We start from the raw sequence: 14134 nt of genomic DNA on the forward strand, positions 1-14134 counted from the left end.
GCCTGTTAAAACACACGCAGGATTTTCGTCCAAAACAACCACGAAACTGCCTGCCTCGAGGCCGCGCTGCCCTTGCGCGCTGCTTTTTCGGCGCCTTGGTGTCTGGCCATCACTTGCCTGTTGAACACATGCCTGACGATCAGTGGCCTGACCCACTGATGCCCTCAAACGCATCCCCCAAAACGCATGCACCCCCGCAGGCTGGGCCTGTGGGGGTGCATGCAGCACGTGGCGACAGCCAGCGCAGGACGATCAGGGCGTCACGTTTTCCAGCTCGTCGGGGCTCTCATCATTCAGCACCAGGGATACCTGACGATCTGCCTTGAGGCTCTCGTTGAGGTCACGCACGCTGTTGATATCGATGATACCTGCCGCCTGACGCAGGTTGAGCAGATCGAGCACATAGGTGTAACGCGAAGAGGCGTAGTCCGCCAGCGCCTGATACAGGGCCTGCTCGGCGTCCAGCACATCGACGATGTTACGGGTGCCGACTTCATAACCGGAGCGAGTCGCTTCCAGTGCACTGCGGCTGGAGACGATCGCCTGCTTGCGCGCCTTGACGGTCAGGACGTCGCTGCGCACCTGGCTGTAGAGCGAGCGTACGCTCTGGGTGGTGGAGCGCTGCTGATCAAGCAGGTCGTACTGGCTCTGCTCGAGCAGATGGGTGCTCTGACGTACCTGGGCGGAGGTGCGGCCACCGGTATAGATCGGCAGGGAGGCCTGGATACCGATCTGGTTGTATTCCTGATACCCCCCGGCAGTATCGATGTCGGTTTCATCGTAGGAGTAGGTCGCGAAGGCGCCGACTTCCGGCAGGTGGCCTGCGCGGGAGGTCTTCACATCGCCTCTGGCGACATCGACACCCTTCTGGGCAGCACCGATCAGCGGGTTGTTGGACAATGCCATCTCGACCCACTTGCCGCGGCTGGCCGGCACCGGCGCTTCGATCGCCAGATCTTCTTCCAGACCATCGATGGAATCGTACTGCTGGCCCGTCAGCTGCTGCAGGGCCTCGAAGCTGACCTGGAGATCGGCTTCGGCCGCGATGCGCTGGGCACGCGCGTCATCGAATGATGCCTTGGCTTCCTGCACATCCGTGATCGCGATCAGACCGACCTCGAACTGCTGATTGGCCTGGTCCAGCTGGCGGGAGAAGGCCTTTTCCTGAGCGATGCGCGCATCGAGCACATCACGATTGTTCAGGATGGTGAAATAGGCAGACGCCACGTCATAGAGCAGCTGCTGCTGATCGGAATCCAGCAGCAGTTTCTGCTGACGGGCGGTGTCCTTGCTGGTCGCGAGCTCATACCAGTCGGCGGCATCGAACAGCTGCTGGTTGACGTTGACCACGATATTGCTGTCGGTGTAATCGCCTTCGGTGCCGCTCTGGGAATTGCCGGTGACATCGGTACGCGACACGGTTCCCGTGGCAGTGATCTGGGGCAGCAGGTCAGCAAGCTCGATACGCTCATTGTCCTCGACACTCTGATAGAGCGAGCGAGAGGAGGACAGGCTGGCGTTGTGGGTCAATGCATCACGCGTGATGTCGAGCAGATTGGCAGCCTGAGCCTGGGTCGCAAAACCCATCGCCAGCACCAGTGGCAGTATGCGAATGTTGGCCATGTATGCGTTGTTCCTGATCAGTGACAGTCGTGACCTGCATGGCGCCTCGAAAGCACCAGGACAAGGTAAAAGGTAGCTCACACATCGGCTGGACTACTGCCTCAGCCCTGCTCAAGCGGGTCGTGGAAAAAGTGGCCTTAGTCTAATCGTCGCTCTTTTGGGCGTCCAGTTAGTTGGCTAACTTTGTTGCACGATACAGCGTTTCCAAATTGACAACAGTGTCATGGGGCATCCTGTACTCGAGCGCAGTGCGTCAGAATGCCCCCACTCTGCCAGAATAATGATGACACAATATGAAAACGGCCCACTCGAATCACGAGCGGGCCGTTTTCACTGGCAACCTGCATCAGGGTATCGACAGCCATGACGACTGTGCCCGCGCATCATTCAAAGATGGATTCGAGCGTCAGCCCCTGCTTCTCGAGCATGCGCCGCAGCTTCTTGAGCGCCTCGACCTGAATCTGACGCACCCGCTCACGCGTCAGGCCGATCTCCTCGCCCACTTCCTCCAGCGTCGCGGCTTCATGACCGCGCAGCCCGAAGCGGCGCACCACTACTTCCATCTGCTTCTCGGTCAGTTCCGCCAACCACTCATCGACATGCGCCTTGACGTCGACATCCACCAGGCTGGACTCCGGACTGGTGTCATTCTCGTCGGCGATGGTCTCGATCAGCGGCTTGTCGCTCTCGCCGCCCATCGGGTAGTCGACGGATGACACGCGCTCATTGAGCCCCAGCATCTTCTTGACGGTATCGACCGGCTTGTCGAGGAAGTCGGCAATCTCCTCCGCGGTAGCCTCGTGATCCAGTTTCTGGGTCAGCTGGCGCGCGGCACGCAGGTAGATGTTGAGTTCCTTGACGACGTGAATCGGCAGACGAATGGTGCGCGTCTGATTCATCAGCGCCCGCTCGATGGTCTGGCGAATCCACCAGGTGGCGTAGGTCGAGAAACGGAAGCCGCGCTCGGGGTCGAACTTCTCCACCGCGCGGATCAGCCCCAGATTGCCCTCCTCGATCAGATCGAGCAGCGACAGACCACGATTCAGATAGCGCCGCGCGATCTTGACCACCAGCCGCAGGTTGGACTCGATCATGCGCTGACGACCGGCAGGGTCGCCAGCCTGTGCCAGACGCCCGAAGTAGACTTCCTCCTCGGGCTTGAGCAACGGGGAAAAACCAATCTCGTTGAGGTAGATCTGGGTCGCATCCAGGCTTTGGTAGTGCTTGCGCTCTTCACGATTCAAGGCGCGTTCGAATGCCGCCTCTTCCGCTTCTGCCTCAAGCGTATCGTCGTCCTCCTCGACATCCTCAAGGGACAACTCAACCTCAGCCTGATCGATATCCTTTTCCAGCATGCTCATGTCGATACCCCGTTGTCTCTGGTCTGGTGCCAGGAACTTGTTGTTGTGGCAGCGGTGGGAATCAGCGTTTAGGCAGGAATTTCAGTGGGTCCTTGGGCTGCCCATCCTCGCGAATCTCGAAGTGCAGCTGCGCACGTTCAGCGTCAGTGGCTCCCAGAGTGGCGATGACCTGTCCGGCGTCGATCACATCGTTCTCTGATACACGCAGAGTGTCGTTGTGGGCGTAGGCGCTCAGATAGCGGTCGTTGTGCTTGAGAATGATGAGGTTACCGTAACCACGTACTCCGCTTCCGGCGTAGACCACGATTCCCGGCCCTGCTGCCTTGACAGGTTGCCCCTTTTGACCAGCGATATCAATGCCGCCGGTGACACTCTCGGACTCGCCGAACTTGCCGATGATCTCGCCTTGCGTAGGCCACTGCCAGTCAACGTTTTTTACTGGAACATAGGTCTTCTTGGCCGGTGCAGCCTTGGCGGTTTCGCCAGCGACGTTGGTGCCCTTTTCAACCTTGGCAGCCTCATTTTTCACGCTAGCGGCCGCTTTATCACGCTCTGCCGCGGCGGCAGCGGCGGCTTGCTCGGCCTTTTCCTTGGCAGCCTTGCGCGCCTCGGCCTGGGCGGCGGCCGCACTGGCAGCTGCCTCGCTGGCCGTCTGACTGGACGAGCTACTGGCCTGCGCAGCACTGCTGCTGGCCTGCTCTGCGCTGTCATTGATGGCGTTGCGCGCCGTCTCGGCGAGTGCCTCTTCACTGCCCTCCTGGTAGACAGGCCCCAGTCCGGCAGCCGCCGCGGCGCCGGTGGCGGCCGAGGACACGCCACCCGAGCCGGTCGTCAGCGACTGGGCCTGGCTGGTGCGCTGTTGCTGCTGAGCCATGGCGGACTCATCCGGTGCCAGCCAGTCAGGCAGTTCGCTGCCGCCGGCGATCGAGCTGTCGCTGCCCCCGCCCATCGGCGTGGCAACGACGCCACCGCTCGAGGCGACGCTCGTGCCGGAAGCGCCCGCCGCACTGGCCGGCAGCTGGGTGTTGGGGTCCAGACGCAGCGTCTGCCCCGGCTGCAGGGTGTAGGGCGGATTCAAGCCGTTCATGCGCGCCACATCCCGGAAATCCTGGCCACTCTGCCAGGAGATGCCATACAGGGTGTCACCGCGCTGAACGGTATAGGTGTCGGAGGTGATACGCGCATTGCCGGCGTTGAGGTCCTGCACCTGCGGGCGAGTGGTCGCCGTGCTGCAGGCTGTCAGCGCACCCAGCGCCAGACCTGCCAACGTCAGTTTGATTCCCTTGTCCATCCTGTCACGCATGTTCCTGCTCCTTGCGGGAATTGCTGGAGTCGTCATCCGGGCCGGAGCGTTCTCCGGCAAACCAGACAAGCAATACGCCGGCCAGCATCAGGGCGAGTGCCGCCCACAGCTGGGCAGGCTCACCGGTCACACTGGTGTAGGTATCCGGCATCATGAAGTGGTAATCCAGCGGAACCTGTTCACCCTTGGGTCCCAGACGATAATCGGTGATGGTGCGCCACGGCCACAATACCGGCAGCGAGCCGAGAATGAAGCCCGTCAGCAGCATCAGTGTCGCGGTGTGATGATGACGAAACAGCCACGACAACAAACGCGAGAAGGTAAATAGCCCGATGGCGCAGCCACTGCCGAACAGCACGATCAGCTGCAGATCGAAGCTCTTGATGCCAGTCATCACCGTGCCGTAGAGGCCCATGGTCAGCAACAGGAAGCTGCCGGAAACGCCCGGCAGCAGCATGGCACTGATGGCGATGGCGCCGCCGACCACCAGCACCCAGGAGGCATCGGTAGCGGCAGGCAACAGGCTCGGCAACTTGCTGGCCAGCACCAGCCCCAGCGCCAACCACACCAGATAGCCCATCCGGAAGGTGGTGATACGCCGCGCGACCACCACCCCGGAGCACACCACCAGCCCGAAGAAGAAGGCGTTGAGCAGCAGCGGCTGAGCCTCCATCAGCCAGGTCACCAGATGCGCCACACTGATCAGGCTGGCGAAGATGCCAGCGACCAGCGGCAGCAGAAAGGCCAGATTCAAATGCTGCCACAGCGCCTTGAAGCCCTGCTCACGCCATACGCCGATGGCAGAGGGGCCGAAGCGCTTGATGGACTCGATCAATTCTTCATAGATGCCGGTCACGAAGGCAATCGTGCCGCCTGATACTCCGGGCACGGCATCCGCCGCCCCCATGCCAGCGCCCTTGAGGAACACGCTCAAAGCTCGTTTCACCTGATCACTCCCTCGAGCAACGGCACGAAGCGCACGGCCTCGAACCGCTGAATATCCTGAGTGTCGCCGACGTGGCGCACTCGTGTCAGCCACTGACGATCACTGTCGTCCTCGGCCAATGGCACGATCATCACCCCCTGCGGGGCCAACTGCTTCAACAACGCCTGCGGCAGATGTGGCGCGCAGGCGGTCACCACGATCAGATCAAATGCCGAGTCATCGTCCTGCCAGCCATGCCCACCATCGGCATGGCGCAGCTCGACATTGTCGAGCCCGAACCAGCCAAGGCGTTGAGCGGCCCTGGCATGCAGCACGGCGATGCGCTCGAGCGAAGACACCCGAGCGAACAGGCGCGCCAGCAGCAATGTCTGATAGCCCGAACCGGTGCCGACCTCCAGCACCCGACACTCCTCGCGCGGGCGCGGCGCTTGCGCCAGGGCAAGCTCCGTCATGCGGGCGTGCATGTAAGGCTGGGACAGGGTCTGCCCCTGCCCCAGCGGCAGCGCGGTATCTTCATAGGCACGGTGCGCCAGCGCCTCATCGAGAAACAGATGGCGCGGCTCACTGGCCATCAGCTCCAGCACCCGCTCATCGCGAATGCCGGCGTCCTCCAGGCGCGCCACCATGCGGTCTCGCGTGCGCTGGGACGTCATGCCGATACCGCTCAGCTGCGCCGTGTCCGGTCGCCTGAGATGCAAGGGCCCGGCGATTCCCGCTGCGCTGTCTGACTGCGCAAGCGGGAAAGCGTTCTGATACACGTCCTTCATGGTCTTGATTCATATCCTTCGAACGAGGACTTCACAGCGAAATCTTGAGCCTTGGCTGGCGCTACGTCACTCAGGTCAGCGCCTCGAGCCACTGCGCCACATCGTGACGCGCCCCGTGGGAGGTGAGATCCGTCATCAACGGCGTGATCGACACATAGCCCGCCGCAATGGCGGCGAAGTCGGTGTCATCGCCATCATCGATGCCATCGCCGGCCAGCGCGATCCAGTAGCGGGTACGACCACGCGGGTCCTTGACCTCGATCGGGGCACCCGCCGGGCCACGGTGGCCCTGACGCGTGACGCGAAAACCGCGAATCTCGCTCCACGGCACATCCGGCACATTGACGTTGAGCAATGAGCGCGGCGGCAATGCCAGGGTCTCGGCCGCGCCGACGAGGCTCGCCGCAACGCGTCCAGCGGTCTCGAAGTGGGTCTTGCCGCACAGTGACATCGCGATCGCCGACATGCCCAGCGAGCGCCCTTCCATCGCCGCCGCCACGGTGCCGGAATACAGCACGTCATCGCCCAGGTTGGCACCATGGTTGATGCCGGAAATCACGATGTCAGGCTTCTCGTCCCAGACGCCATTGACGCCCAGATAGACACAATCCGCGGGCGTGCCGTCGACGCTGTAGAAGCCGTTCTCCATCGCGGAGAGCAACAACGGCCGACTCAGCGTCAGCGAGTTGCTGGCCCCTGAGCGATCACGGTCCGGCGCGACCACACGAATGCGTGCCTGCCCGGCCAGCGCGTCATGCAGCGCCTTGAGCCCCGGAGCGTGCACGCCATCATCATTGGAAAGCAGAATCCTGCGCATCATCTCACTCCTTTGCGAATCATCGGATAGCCGTCATGTCGCCTGACGGCACTACAGCAGCGGGTGGGCGATCAGCTCACGCAACAGGCCCGTCGCGAAGCTGCCACGCGGCAGATCAAAGTGCAGCCAGACACTGGCCTCGCTGCCTTCGGCGTGCGACTGCTCTGGCGTGATATCCCACTCCAGACGCGGCTTGCCGGGAATCAGGCGCAGCGGACGACGCTCCGCCTTGACGCCGGCCTTCTCGAGTCCCTCGCACAGCTGCGGCCAACGCGTGCCCAGGACCTGCTCGAGCTGGGCGACCTGCGCATGAGCCTCCGCACGCCCGGTGCCCCACAGCGGGCCAGTGGGATGAATATCGCCACTCGCCAGGCGCTGCGCCAGCGTCTCGGCCGACTCACTGCCATCGGTGACGAAGCGCGAGCCCGTCCCGTTGAGCGCAAACACCTCACCGCTCAGCGCCGTCGCCCAGCAATTCGCCTTGAGCCGCGCGGCCAGCACCTCGTTGAACAGGAAGCTGCGCGCGGTCGACAGCAGCATGCCGCTGCGGTCATCACGCTTGCGCCAGCCACGCACCAGCACGGCACGCGCCCGGCCGAGATTATGTCCCTGATGCCCGAAGCGCTGCGGCCCGAAATAGTTGGGCACACCATCACGTATCAGCGTCTGCCAGCGCGCCTCGAATTCGGGATGCGCAACGGCCTCACCGCTGACACGCAGCGCGAAGCGGTTGCCGCGATGCACGCCACGCTTGAGCTTGCGCGGATGACGCACGCTGGCCAGCACGCGGACGCCCTTCTCGGCCAGCGCATCGCTGAGATCCTGCGGCGCTTCACACCCCGGCAACCACACGGAGACCCACTGCTGGGTGATCGCCTGCTTGTCCTTGAGACCGGCCACGCCGATATCGCGCGGCGCGACCTCACACAGGCCGGCCAGTTCACGGCACAGCTCATCGGTGGTCAGGCCGCGTTTCTCGACCCACAGCCACTGATGCTCGCCGTGACCTTCGGGCACGAAGTCCATCAGCTCGGTGACCCGGAAGTCCTCCGGCGTGTGACGGAAGTCGCCGGCTCCCAGCGGGCCGCCATGCGCATGCGGCCAGCGCTGCATCAATTCGGCTTCCTTGACCCACGCCTCGCTGCCCGCGGCGTCCAGTGCCGCCAGCGCCTCGGCAAACAGCGCATCCGCCTCGGGCGACTCAGACATGTCATTCACTTCAGACATGCTCGGCTCCGCCCGCGGTCGGCAGCGCGCCCAGCAGCACCACCGCCTCGGCGGCGATGCCTTCCTTGCGACCGGTGAAGCCGAGCCGCTCGGTGGTGGTGGCCTTGACGTTGACGACCGCCAGCGGCACGCGCAGGTCTTCGGCGATCACTTCCCGCATCGCCTGGATGTGCGGCGCCATCTTCGGCGCCTGCGCCATCACGGTGAGATCGACATTGCCGACCCCGAAACCGGCAGCATTGACCAGCCCGATCACGTGGCGCAGCAGGCCACGGCTATCGGCGCCGGACCACTCGCTGTCGGTGTCCGGGAAATGCTTGCCGATATCGCCCATGCCACAGGCACCGAGCAGCGCATCGCACAGCGCATGCAGCAGCACGTCACCGTCGGAGTGCGCCACGAAGCCATGCTCGTAGGCGATCTTCACGCCACCGATCATCAGGTGATCGCCATCGCCGAAGCGATGCACATCGAAGCCGTGGCCGATGCGCAGGGCCATGGGCACATGGCCAGCCGGCTGAGGAGAGGCCGCGGATTGCGCAGAGGAAGTGGCAGCAGCGGGTGTTGCAGATTGCTCAGTCATGTCAGGCAGACGTCCGGGGGCTATCGGGAAGCGCCTCGCGCGCGGCCAGCAACAGACGCGCCATGGCGAGGTCTTCCGGATGGGTGATCTTGAGATTGTCGCGGGCGGCGGCGACCAGCACGGGGGCACGGCCACAGGCCTCCAGTGCCGAGGCCTCATCCGTGATGAGCGCGGGGTTCTCCCCAAGCGCTTCACGCAGCGCCCGCCGCAACAGGCCCAACGGGAAGGCCTGCGGCGTGAAGGCATGCCACAGGCCGACGCGGGATTCGGTGTGCGCGATGCTCGGCGCACGCTCTTCATCGCCATGCGGGCGGGAGTCGCCGGCCGGCGCGGCGCGCTTCATGGTGTCACTGGCGGGGGCCGCGAGGATGGCGCCATCGGCACTGCGACGAGCGGTCGCCACCAGCGCATGGATATCGGCGTCGCGAACGCAGGGACGCGCGACATCGTGCACCAGCACGAGGTCATCGTCATGGGCGTGGCGGCTCAGGCAATCCAGGCCCGCCAGCACGCTGTCGGCACGCTCGCTGCCGCCATCGGCGCGCAGCCAGTCCTGCCACGGCACCATCGACGGCGAGAAATAGCCATCATCGGCGCCCAGCACCAGACAGAGCCCTGCCTCGGGCAGCGCGCGCTTGAGCGTCGCCAGCGTCGCCTCCAGCACGCAGCCGCCGGGCGACAGCTCCAGATACTGCTTGGGGCGGTCAGCCTGCATGCGACTGCCCACTCCGGCGGCCGGCACCAGATACCACAGACGGGGCTCGCGCGAGGCGTCTGTCGGCATCATGGCGTGATCACCTTGGGCAGCCCGCCTTCCAGGCCCTTGCCCTCCAGCGCACCGTCCGCCACTTCATCGGGTGATGGCGCCTTGCGTTCCGGCACCGCGACATTGGGCACCCACAGGAACTGCTCGTCCTTGCGCACCATGCCGAGGTCATTGCGTGCACGCTCCTCGATGGCCGCCAGACCATTCTTGAGGTCGACCACTTCCGCACCGAGCCGCTGATTGCGGTTGTCCAGCACCGCATCTTCCTTGGAAAGCTGCTGCACGCGTGCGCGAATATCGAATAATTCGGTGATGCCATTTTCGCCCCACCACAGCCGATACTGGAGCAGTGCCAGCAGCAGCAGCAGTGAGATATTGATCCATTTGAGCATGGCGATGTCCTTGGCCGTTGCAGCGCGCATTATGCCATCATCCGGGAGCGTGACGCAGGCACTGCCAGCATCCGTTGCCACGCTTGACGCACCCCTGTCGATCAGGGCCACCTGATGACAGCGCCCTCTCACCCTTCTGCCAGGAGTCATCCGATGTACAAGCTTGCGTTCTTCGTCCCGATGAATGACGCCGAACACGTCAAGGAAGCCGTCTTCGCCACCGGTGCAGGGCGCATCGGCGACTACGAGGCCTGCTGCTTCGAGACACGCGGCACCGGCCAGTTTCGGCCACTGGCCAGCGCCAATCCGCATATCGGGACCTGCGGCACGCTGGAGCGCGTCACCGAACTGAAGATAGAGCTGGTATGTGACGATTCGCTCATCGCCGCTGCCGTGGCGGCGCTGCGCGACGCCCACCCCTATGAAGAAGTCGCCTTCGATTGCTGGCGACTGGAAACGTTCTGACCCCGCGCCCCCCGAAGAACGAGGCACGCGAGGTCAGCAATGGCCAGACGATCTAGCTCGCGGGCAGGAAGGTGGTGTTGAAGAAGTGCTCGCGGGTTTCCAGGTCGATCTGCTCGAGATGCAGCGGGAAATGTTCGTCACCCTCGCCGTGGCGGCGGTCCTCGAAGTAGCGGCGCAGCGTCACTTCCATGGTCGGGAAGGCCAGTGACTGCCAGGGGACCTCCTCCTCGGCGAACAGCGCCACCTCGAGACTCTCGACGCCCGCCGAGTAGTCGCTGATCAGCTCGGCCCGAAACAGCATGTAGACCTGATTGATGTGCGGCAGGTCGATCAACGTATAGAGCCCCTGCAGCTTGACCTCGGCGCCGGCTTCTTCCCGCGTCTCGCGGGCAGCGGCGTCGCTGGTGGTCTCGGCGTTCTCCATGAAGCCGGCCGGCAGGGTCCAATAGCCCAGGCGCGGCTCGATGGCACGCCGACAGAGCAACACCTTGCCATCCCGCACCGGCAGGGTGCCCGCGATGATGCGCGGATTCTGATAATGGATGGTGCCGCAGCTATCACACAGGTAGCGCAGACGATCATCGCCCTGCGGCACTGCCAGACGCACCGTTTCACCACAGTGACTGCAATAATTCATTCGCTCTCCCATGAAATCTCAAGGCGCCCTTCAGTGACATCCCGTCCCCGCTTCCTCGCTGCGCGATGGGCCCAGGGGCATGGCAGTCGCCTTGACCGCCAGGACCCTCGCGCCACATGATGAATGCCTACGAGGAAACGACATGCTAGAAGCCCTGCGCCAACGCCTGCAAGCACATCAACCCCTTGCGACCGACCACCAGCTACCACGCGCCGCCGTCCTGATCGCGCTGATCGATCGTCCCGAACCGACGCTGCTGCTCACGCGTCGTGCCAGCCATCTCAGCCAGCACCCCGGCCAGGTGGCTTTCCCCGGCGGCAAGGCCGAGCCCGATGATAGCAATCTGTTGGCCACCGCGCTGCGCGAAGCCGAGGAAGAAGTCGCGCTGCCGCCCAGCGCCGTGGAGGTCTTCGGCCAGCTGAGCGACGTGATTTCCCTGCACGGCATGCGTGTCACGCCCTTTGTCGGGCGCATTCCCGCCGACCTGCCGCTGCGCGCTGACCCCGGCGAGATCGAGCAGATCTTCGAGATGCCGCTGAGCATGTTGCTCAAGGACGAGCGCGAGCATACCGACGTGATCACCGTCGGTGACGAGACCTGGTACGTGCCCAGCTATCGCGTGGCCGACCAGGTGCTGTGGGGGCTGTCCTCGATGATGCTGGTCGAACTGATGGCCATCGGCTTCGGCCATGCCGTGAGCCTCAAGGCAGCGCCACCGCCTGGTGCCCCGCTGCGCCATCTGCCGCCGCGCCCGGTGCCGCCTCGGCCCTGAAGCTCAAGCTCCTGAATTCCTGAGTTACTGAGCCCCTGAGTTACTGAGCTCCTGCACCAGACAAGGTGCGTTCCCGCCGAGCGGCTCGCCATTGCCCGGATGTCATCGTCCTGATGTCATTGCCCATGGTTTTGCAGCACTGCCATTGCCCCGACGATATTGCACCGACAATGGCACTGGACTATAACTCCTCGCCCACGATGCCATGCCACTTCCCGTTCGGAGCGCCTGATGCCCGCTGCACCTGCACCCGCCCCACTGCTGGACCCTGTCGCACTGAACCTGCTGATCGATGAACTGGTCGAGCATGGCTACAGCGTGCGCCCCGACTTCCTGCCGCACCAGGTCATCGGTCAGCTCAATGATGAACTGACGGAGCTTGAGACGCGGCAGCAATTGACGGCGGCGGGTATCGGGCGCGGACGCGAGCATGATCTGCGCCCGGACATCCGCGGCGACGCGATTCGCTGGCTGGACCGCAATTCGCGTGCCCAGCGCGCCTATCTGGAAGCGATGAACGTGCTCAAGGATGAGCTCAACCGTGCCCTCTACCTGGGGCTGTTCGAGTATGAGGCCCACTTCGCCCACTATCCGGTCGGCAGCTTCTACAAGAAGCATCTCGACAGCTTTCGCGGCCGCGGCAATCGCCTGATCTCCAGCGTACTCTATCTCAATGAGGACTGGCCGCACGATGGCGGCGGCGAGATCGTGCTCTATGACCCCGAGGATGACAGCCGCGAAATGGCGCGCGTCACCCCCGAGGCCGGCACCTTCGTGTGCTTTCTCTCCGAGCAGATCCCCCATGAGGTGCTGCCGACGCATCAGGCGCGCGCCAGTGTCACCGGCTGGTTCCGGCGCAACAGCTCACAGGGCAATCTGGTCGATCCCGCACGCTGACTCCCGGGCGGGAAGGCCCAGCCAGACAGGTCTGGACAGCACCGCACCAGCGGCCCTCAGTCGCGCGCCAGCGGCGCGTCATCGCGTGGTGGCACTTGGCGCTGCGCATCCTGCAATGCTTGCTCGTCATTCAAGGCCTGCTCCTCGTGCAGCGCCTGCTCCTCCTTGACCTCGATCTCCTCGAGGCTGTCCAGCGAGGCATCCGTGATCAGCTCCGGCATGTCAGCGACCAGCTCACGCGTGACCTCGACCAGCGGGTCATCGGCCTCGGCGTCACGCAGGTGCTCCTCGGCGGCCTCGACCAGTTCAGGCCCGACCGCAAGCTCGGTGCCCAGCGGTGTCTGCGGGGCATGGGTCTCGAAGCGCGCCAACGGCTGCGGCGCCGGACGCATGACGCGTCGCCAGACGAAGAAGAGCAGCATGCCGCCCCCCATCACCGCCAGACTCAGCGCCATGCCGGGCATCGCGCCCATCTCGGCCATCGGCAGCGATACCGCCGGCGGGGACAGGGTCGACCCCACCGCGTTGATCAACAACAGGCCCTGGCTCATGCGCACCAGGGCACCGGCGGGCGCACGGTCGGCGGCATGGCTGACCGCCACCGGATAGAGCGTGAAGGCGGCACCGCCGAGCAGGAACAGCACCGTCAGCTGGGCGATACCCTCGCGCGCCGGCCCCAGCAGCAAGGCAGCGAAGCCGACGATGGCGATCGACAGGATGATCAGTACCTGCTGGCGATCGTGGCTGTCAGACCAGCGGCCGATGGGGTATTGCAGCAGCATGCCGCCGAGAATCACCAGCGCCATGCGCTGACCGATCTCCGCGGTGCTCAGGGTGCCGCCATCGCCCAGCGCCAGAGGCAGCAGGCTGTAGATGACCGCCACCACCAGTCCCGAGGCCAGACAGCCGAACACGCCCGTCGGCGTGATGCGAATAAGGCGCCACGGGCTCAGGGGTTCGGACTGTTCGATCAGCGGCGAGACTCGCGGCAGCAGCACCAGCGGCAATACCGAGGCCGCCGCCAGCATCGCCACCAGCATGAAGGCCGCCTCGAGGCTCAGCATGGCGGTCACGCCCAGCAGCAGCTGACCGAGCACCCCCGCGCCGTAGAGCACGATCATGTAGAGCGCCAGCAGGCGCCCGCGCACGGCAGGGTCGGCGGCGCTCAGCAGCCAGCTCTCGATGACCAGATATACCCCGACCAGCGACCAGCCGATCATCATACGCAGCAGGAACCACACCACCGGGTGGTCGCCCAGCCCCATGGCCAGAGCCGCGACCGCCACCAGCGAGGCGAAGCCGGCATAGGCGCGGATATGGCCGATGCGCAGTAGCAGGCGGTCGTTGACCAGCGCGCCGAGCCCGAGGCCCAGATAGTAGGCCGAGCTGATCAGGCCGATCGCCTCGCTCGAGACGCCGGCGGCAGACAGCCGCAACGGGACCAGCGAGGTCAGCATGGCGTTACCGATCCCCAGCAAGGCAAGGCCGAGCAGGGGCGCAAGGGACATCAACAGCAGATGACGGGGCATGACCAGATCCTCGGCCGGCCGCCAGTCAGCGATCAGCCAATGCCGCAAG

Annotated in this window: 15 protein-coding genes; 3 read left to right on the top strand and 12 right to left on the bottom strand. The window is 64.4% G+C overall.

Features of this window, described 5'->3' with window-relative positions:
* Positions 1-252: 252 nt before the first annotated feature.
* The 10 genes from AOG28_RS05230 to ftsB all read right to left on the bottom strand — a co-directional run bounded on the left by AOG28_RS05230 (position 253) and on the right by ftsB (position 9785).
* A complete protein-coding gene (locus AOG28_RS05230; protein WP_054555557.1) occupies positions 253-1623 on the bottom strand; it encodes a TolC family outer membrane protein in 1371 nt (456 codons plus the stop codon).
* A 383-nt stretch (positions 1624-2006) separates the two neighbouring features.
* Complete coding sequence (gene rpoS, locus AOG28_RS05235) at positions 2007-2984, bottom strand: RNA polymerase sigma factor RpoS (protein ID WP_043331399.1); 978 nt, start codon at positions 2982-2984, stop codon at positions 2007-2009.
* A gap of 61 nt (positions 2985-3045) precedes the next feature.
* A complete protein-coding gene (locus tag AOG28_RS05240) occupies positions 3046-4287 on the bottom strand; it encodes a peptidoglycan DD-metalloendopeptidase family protein (protein WP_235506948.1) in 1242 nt (413 codons plus the stop codon).
* The gene (locus tag AOG28_RS05245; protein WP_054555558.1) at positions 4280-5233 is read right to left on the bottom strand and encodes a DUF368 domain-containing protein; all 954 of its coding nucleotides are present in this window, start codon (positions 5231-5233) and stop codon (positions 4280-4282) included. The genes AOG28_RS05240 and AOG28_RS05245 overlap by 8 nt, the downstream gene beginning before the upstream one ends.
* Positions 5230-5886: a protein-L-isoaspartate(D-aspartate) O-methyltransferase gene (locus AOG28_RS05250; protein WP_054555732.1), complete on the bottom strand. Its 657-nt coding sequence runs from the start codon at positions 5884-5886 to the stop codon at positions 5230-5232. The genes AOG28_RS05245 and AOG28_RS05250 overlap by 4 nt, the downstream gene beginning before the upstream one ends.
* A gap of 184 nt (positions 5887-6070) precedes the next feature.
* On the bottom strand, positions 6071-6817 hold the full coding sequence (gene surE / locus AOG28_RS05255) for a 5'/3'-nucleotidase SurE (RefSeq protein ID WP_043331401.1): 747 nt from the start codon (positions 6815-6817) through the stop codon (positions 6071-6073).
* Between the two features lie 51 nt (positions 6818-6868).
* The gene (truD, locus tag AOG28_RS05260; RefSeq protein WP_326998953.1) at positions 6869-8044 is read right to left on the bottom strand and encodes a tRNA pseudouridine(13) synthase TruD; all 1176 of its coding nucleotides are present in this window, start codon (positions 8042-8044) and stop codon (positions 6869-6871) included.
* Positions 8037-8537 carry a 2-C-methyl-D-erythritol 2,4-cyclodiphosphate synthase gene (gene ispF, locus AOG28_RS05265; RefSeq protein WP_054555734.1) on the bottom strand — a complete coding sequence of 167 codons (501 nt, stop codon included), beginning with the start codon at positions 8535-8537 and terminating at the stop codon, positions 8037-8039. The genes truD and ispF overlap by 8 nt, the downstream gene beginning before the upstream one ends.
* Positions 8538-8628: 91 nt before the next feature.
* On the bottom strand, positions 8629-9414 hold the full coding sequence (locus AOG28_RS05270) for an IspD/TarI family cytidylyltransferase (RefSeq protein WP_235506949.1): 786 nt from the start codon (positions 9412-9414) through the stop codon (positions 8629-8631).
* Positions 9411-9785, bottom strand: coding sequence for a cell division protein FtsB (ftsB, locus tag AOG28_RS05275; protein ID WP_054555736.1), 375 nt, complete (start codon positions 9783-9785; stop codon positions 9411-9413). Before ftsB ends, AOG28_RS05270 begins: the two co-directional genes overlap by 4 nt.
* A gap of 153 nt (positions 9786-9938) precedes the next feature.
* Between ftsB and AOG28_RS05280 the strand changes: the two genes are divergently transcribed.
* Complete coding sequence (locus AOG28_RS05280) at positions 9939-10250, top strand: hypothetical protein (RefSeq protein ID WP_054555559.1); 312 nt, start codon at positions 9939-9941, stop codon at positions 10248-10250.
* Positions 10251-10302: 52 nt separating this feature from the next.
* On the opposite strand, the gene AOG28_RS05285 is transcribed toward AOG28_RS05280, so the two are convergent.
* Positions 10303-10887: an NUDIX hydrolase gene (locus AOG28_RS05285; RefSeq protein WP_054555560.1), complete on the bottom strand. Its 585-nt coding sequence runs from the start codon at positions 10885-10887 to the stop codon at positions 10303-10305.
* A 142-nt stretch (positions 10888-11029) separates the two neighbouring features.
* Between AOG28_RS05285 and AOG28_RS05290 the strand changes: the two genes are divergently transcribed.
* Complete coding sequence (locus AOG28_RS05290; protein WP_054555561.1) at positions 11030-11659, top strand: CoA pyrophosphatase; 630 nt, start codon at positions 11030-11032, stop codon at positions 11657-11659.
* A gap of 231 nt (positions 11660-11890) precedes the next feature.
* Positions 11891-12556 carry a 2OG-Fe(II) oxygenase gene (locus tag AOG28_RS05295; protein WP_054555562.1) on the top strand — a complete coding sequence of 222 codons (666 nt, stop codon included), beginning with the start codon at positions 11891-11893 and terminating at the stop codon, positions 12554-12556.
* 56 nt (positions 12557-12612) lie between these two features.
* On the opposite strand, the gene AOG28_RS05300 is transcribed toward AOG28_RS05295, so the two are convergent.
* Positions 12613-14085 (bottom strand): MFS transporter, encoded by a 1473-nt coding sequence (locus tag AOG28_RS05300; protein WP_082388398.1) that lies wholly within the window; start codon positions 14083-14085, stop codon positions 12613-12615.
* Between the last annotated feature and the right edge of the window lie 49 nt (positions 14086-14134).

Source organism: Cobetia sp. UCD-24C (assembly GCF_001306765.1).
Taxonomy (GTDB): Bacteria; Pseudomonadota; Gammaproteobacteria; order Pseudomonadales; family Halomonadaceae; genus Cobetia; species Cobetia amphilecti.

Excerpts from the sequence above, each read along its gene's own strand:
- AOG28_RS05230 (WP_054555557.1), bottom strand. The coding sequence starts at position 1,623 with ATGGCCAACATTCGCATACTGCCACTGGTGCTGGCGATGGGTTTTGCG.
- rpoS (WP_043331399.1), bottom strand. The coding sequence starts at position 2,984 with ATGAGCATGCTGGAAAAGGATATCGATCAGGCTGAGGTTGAGTTGTCC.
- AOG28_RS05240 (WP_235506948.1), bottom strand. The coding sequence starts at position 4,287 with ATGCGTGACAGGATGGACAAGGGAATCAAACTGACGTTGGCAGGTCTG.
- AOG28_RS05250 (WP_054555732.1), bottom strand. The coding sequence starts at position 5,886 with ATGACGTCCCAGCGCACGCGAGACCGCATGGTGGCGCGCCTGGAGGAC.
- surE (WP_043331401.1), bottom strand. The coding sequence starts at position 6,817 with ATGCGCAGGATTCTGCTTTCCAATGATGATGGCGTGCACGCTCCGGGG.
- truD (WP_326998953.1), bottom strand. The coding sequence starts at position 8,044 with ATGTCTGAAGTGAATGACATGTCTGAGTCGCCCGAGGCGGATGCGCTG.
- AOG28_RS05270 (WP_235506949.1), bottom strand. The coding sequence starts at position 9,414 with ATGATGCCGACAGACGCCTCGCGCGAGCCCCGTCTGTGGTATCTGGTG.
- ftsB (WP_054555736.1), bottom strand. The coding sequence starts at position 9,785 with ATGCTCAAATGGATCAATATCTCACTGCTGCTGCTGCTGGCACTGCTC.
- AOG28_RS05280 (WP_054555559.1), top strand. The coding sequence starts at position 9,939 with ATGTACAAGCTTGCGTTCTTCGTCCCGATGAATGACGCCGAACACGTC.
- AOG28_RS05285 (WP_054555560.1), bottom strand. The coding sequence starts at position 10,887 with ATGAATTATTGCAGTCACTGTGGTGAAACGGTGCGTCTGGCAGTGCCG.
- AOG28_RS05290 (WP_054555561.1), top strand. The coding sequence starts at position 11,030 with ATGCTAGAAGCCCTGCGCCAACGCCTGCAAGCACATCAACCCCTTGCG.
- AOG28_RS05295 (WP_054555562.1), top strand. The coding sequence starts at position 11,891 with ATGCCCGCTGCACCTGCACCCGCCCCACTGCTGGACCCTGTCGCACTG.
- AOG28_RS05300 (WP_082388398.1), bottom strand. The coding sequence starts at position 14,085 with ATGCCCCGTCATCTGCTGTTGATGTCCCTTGCGCCCCTGCTCGGCCTT.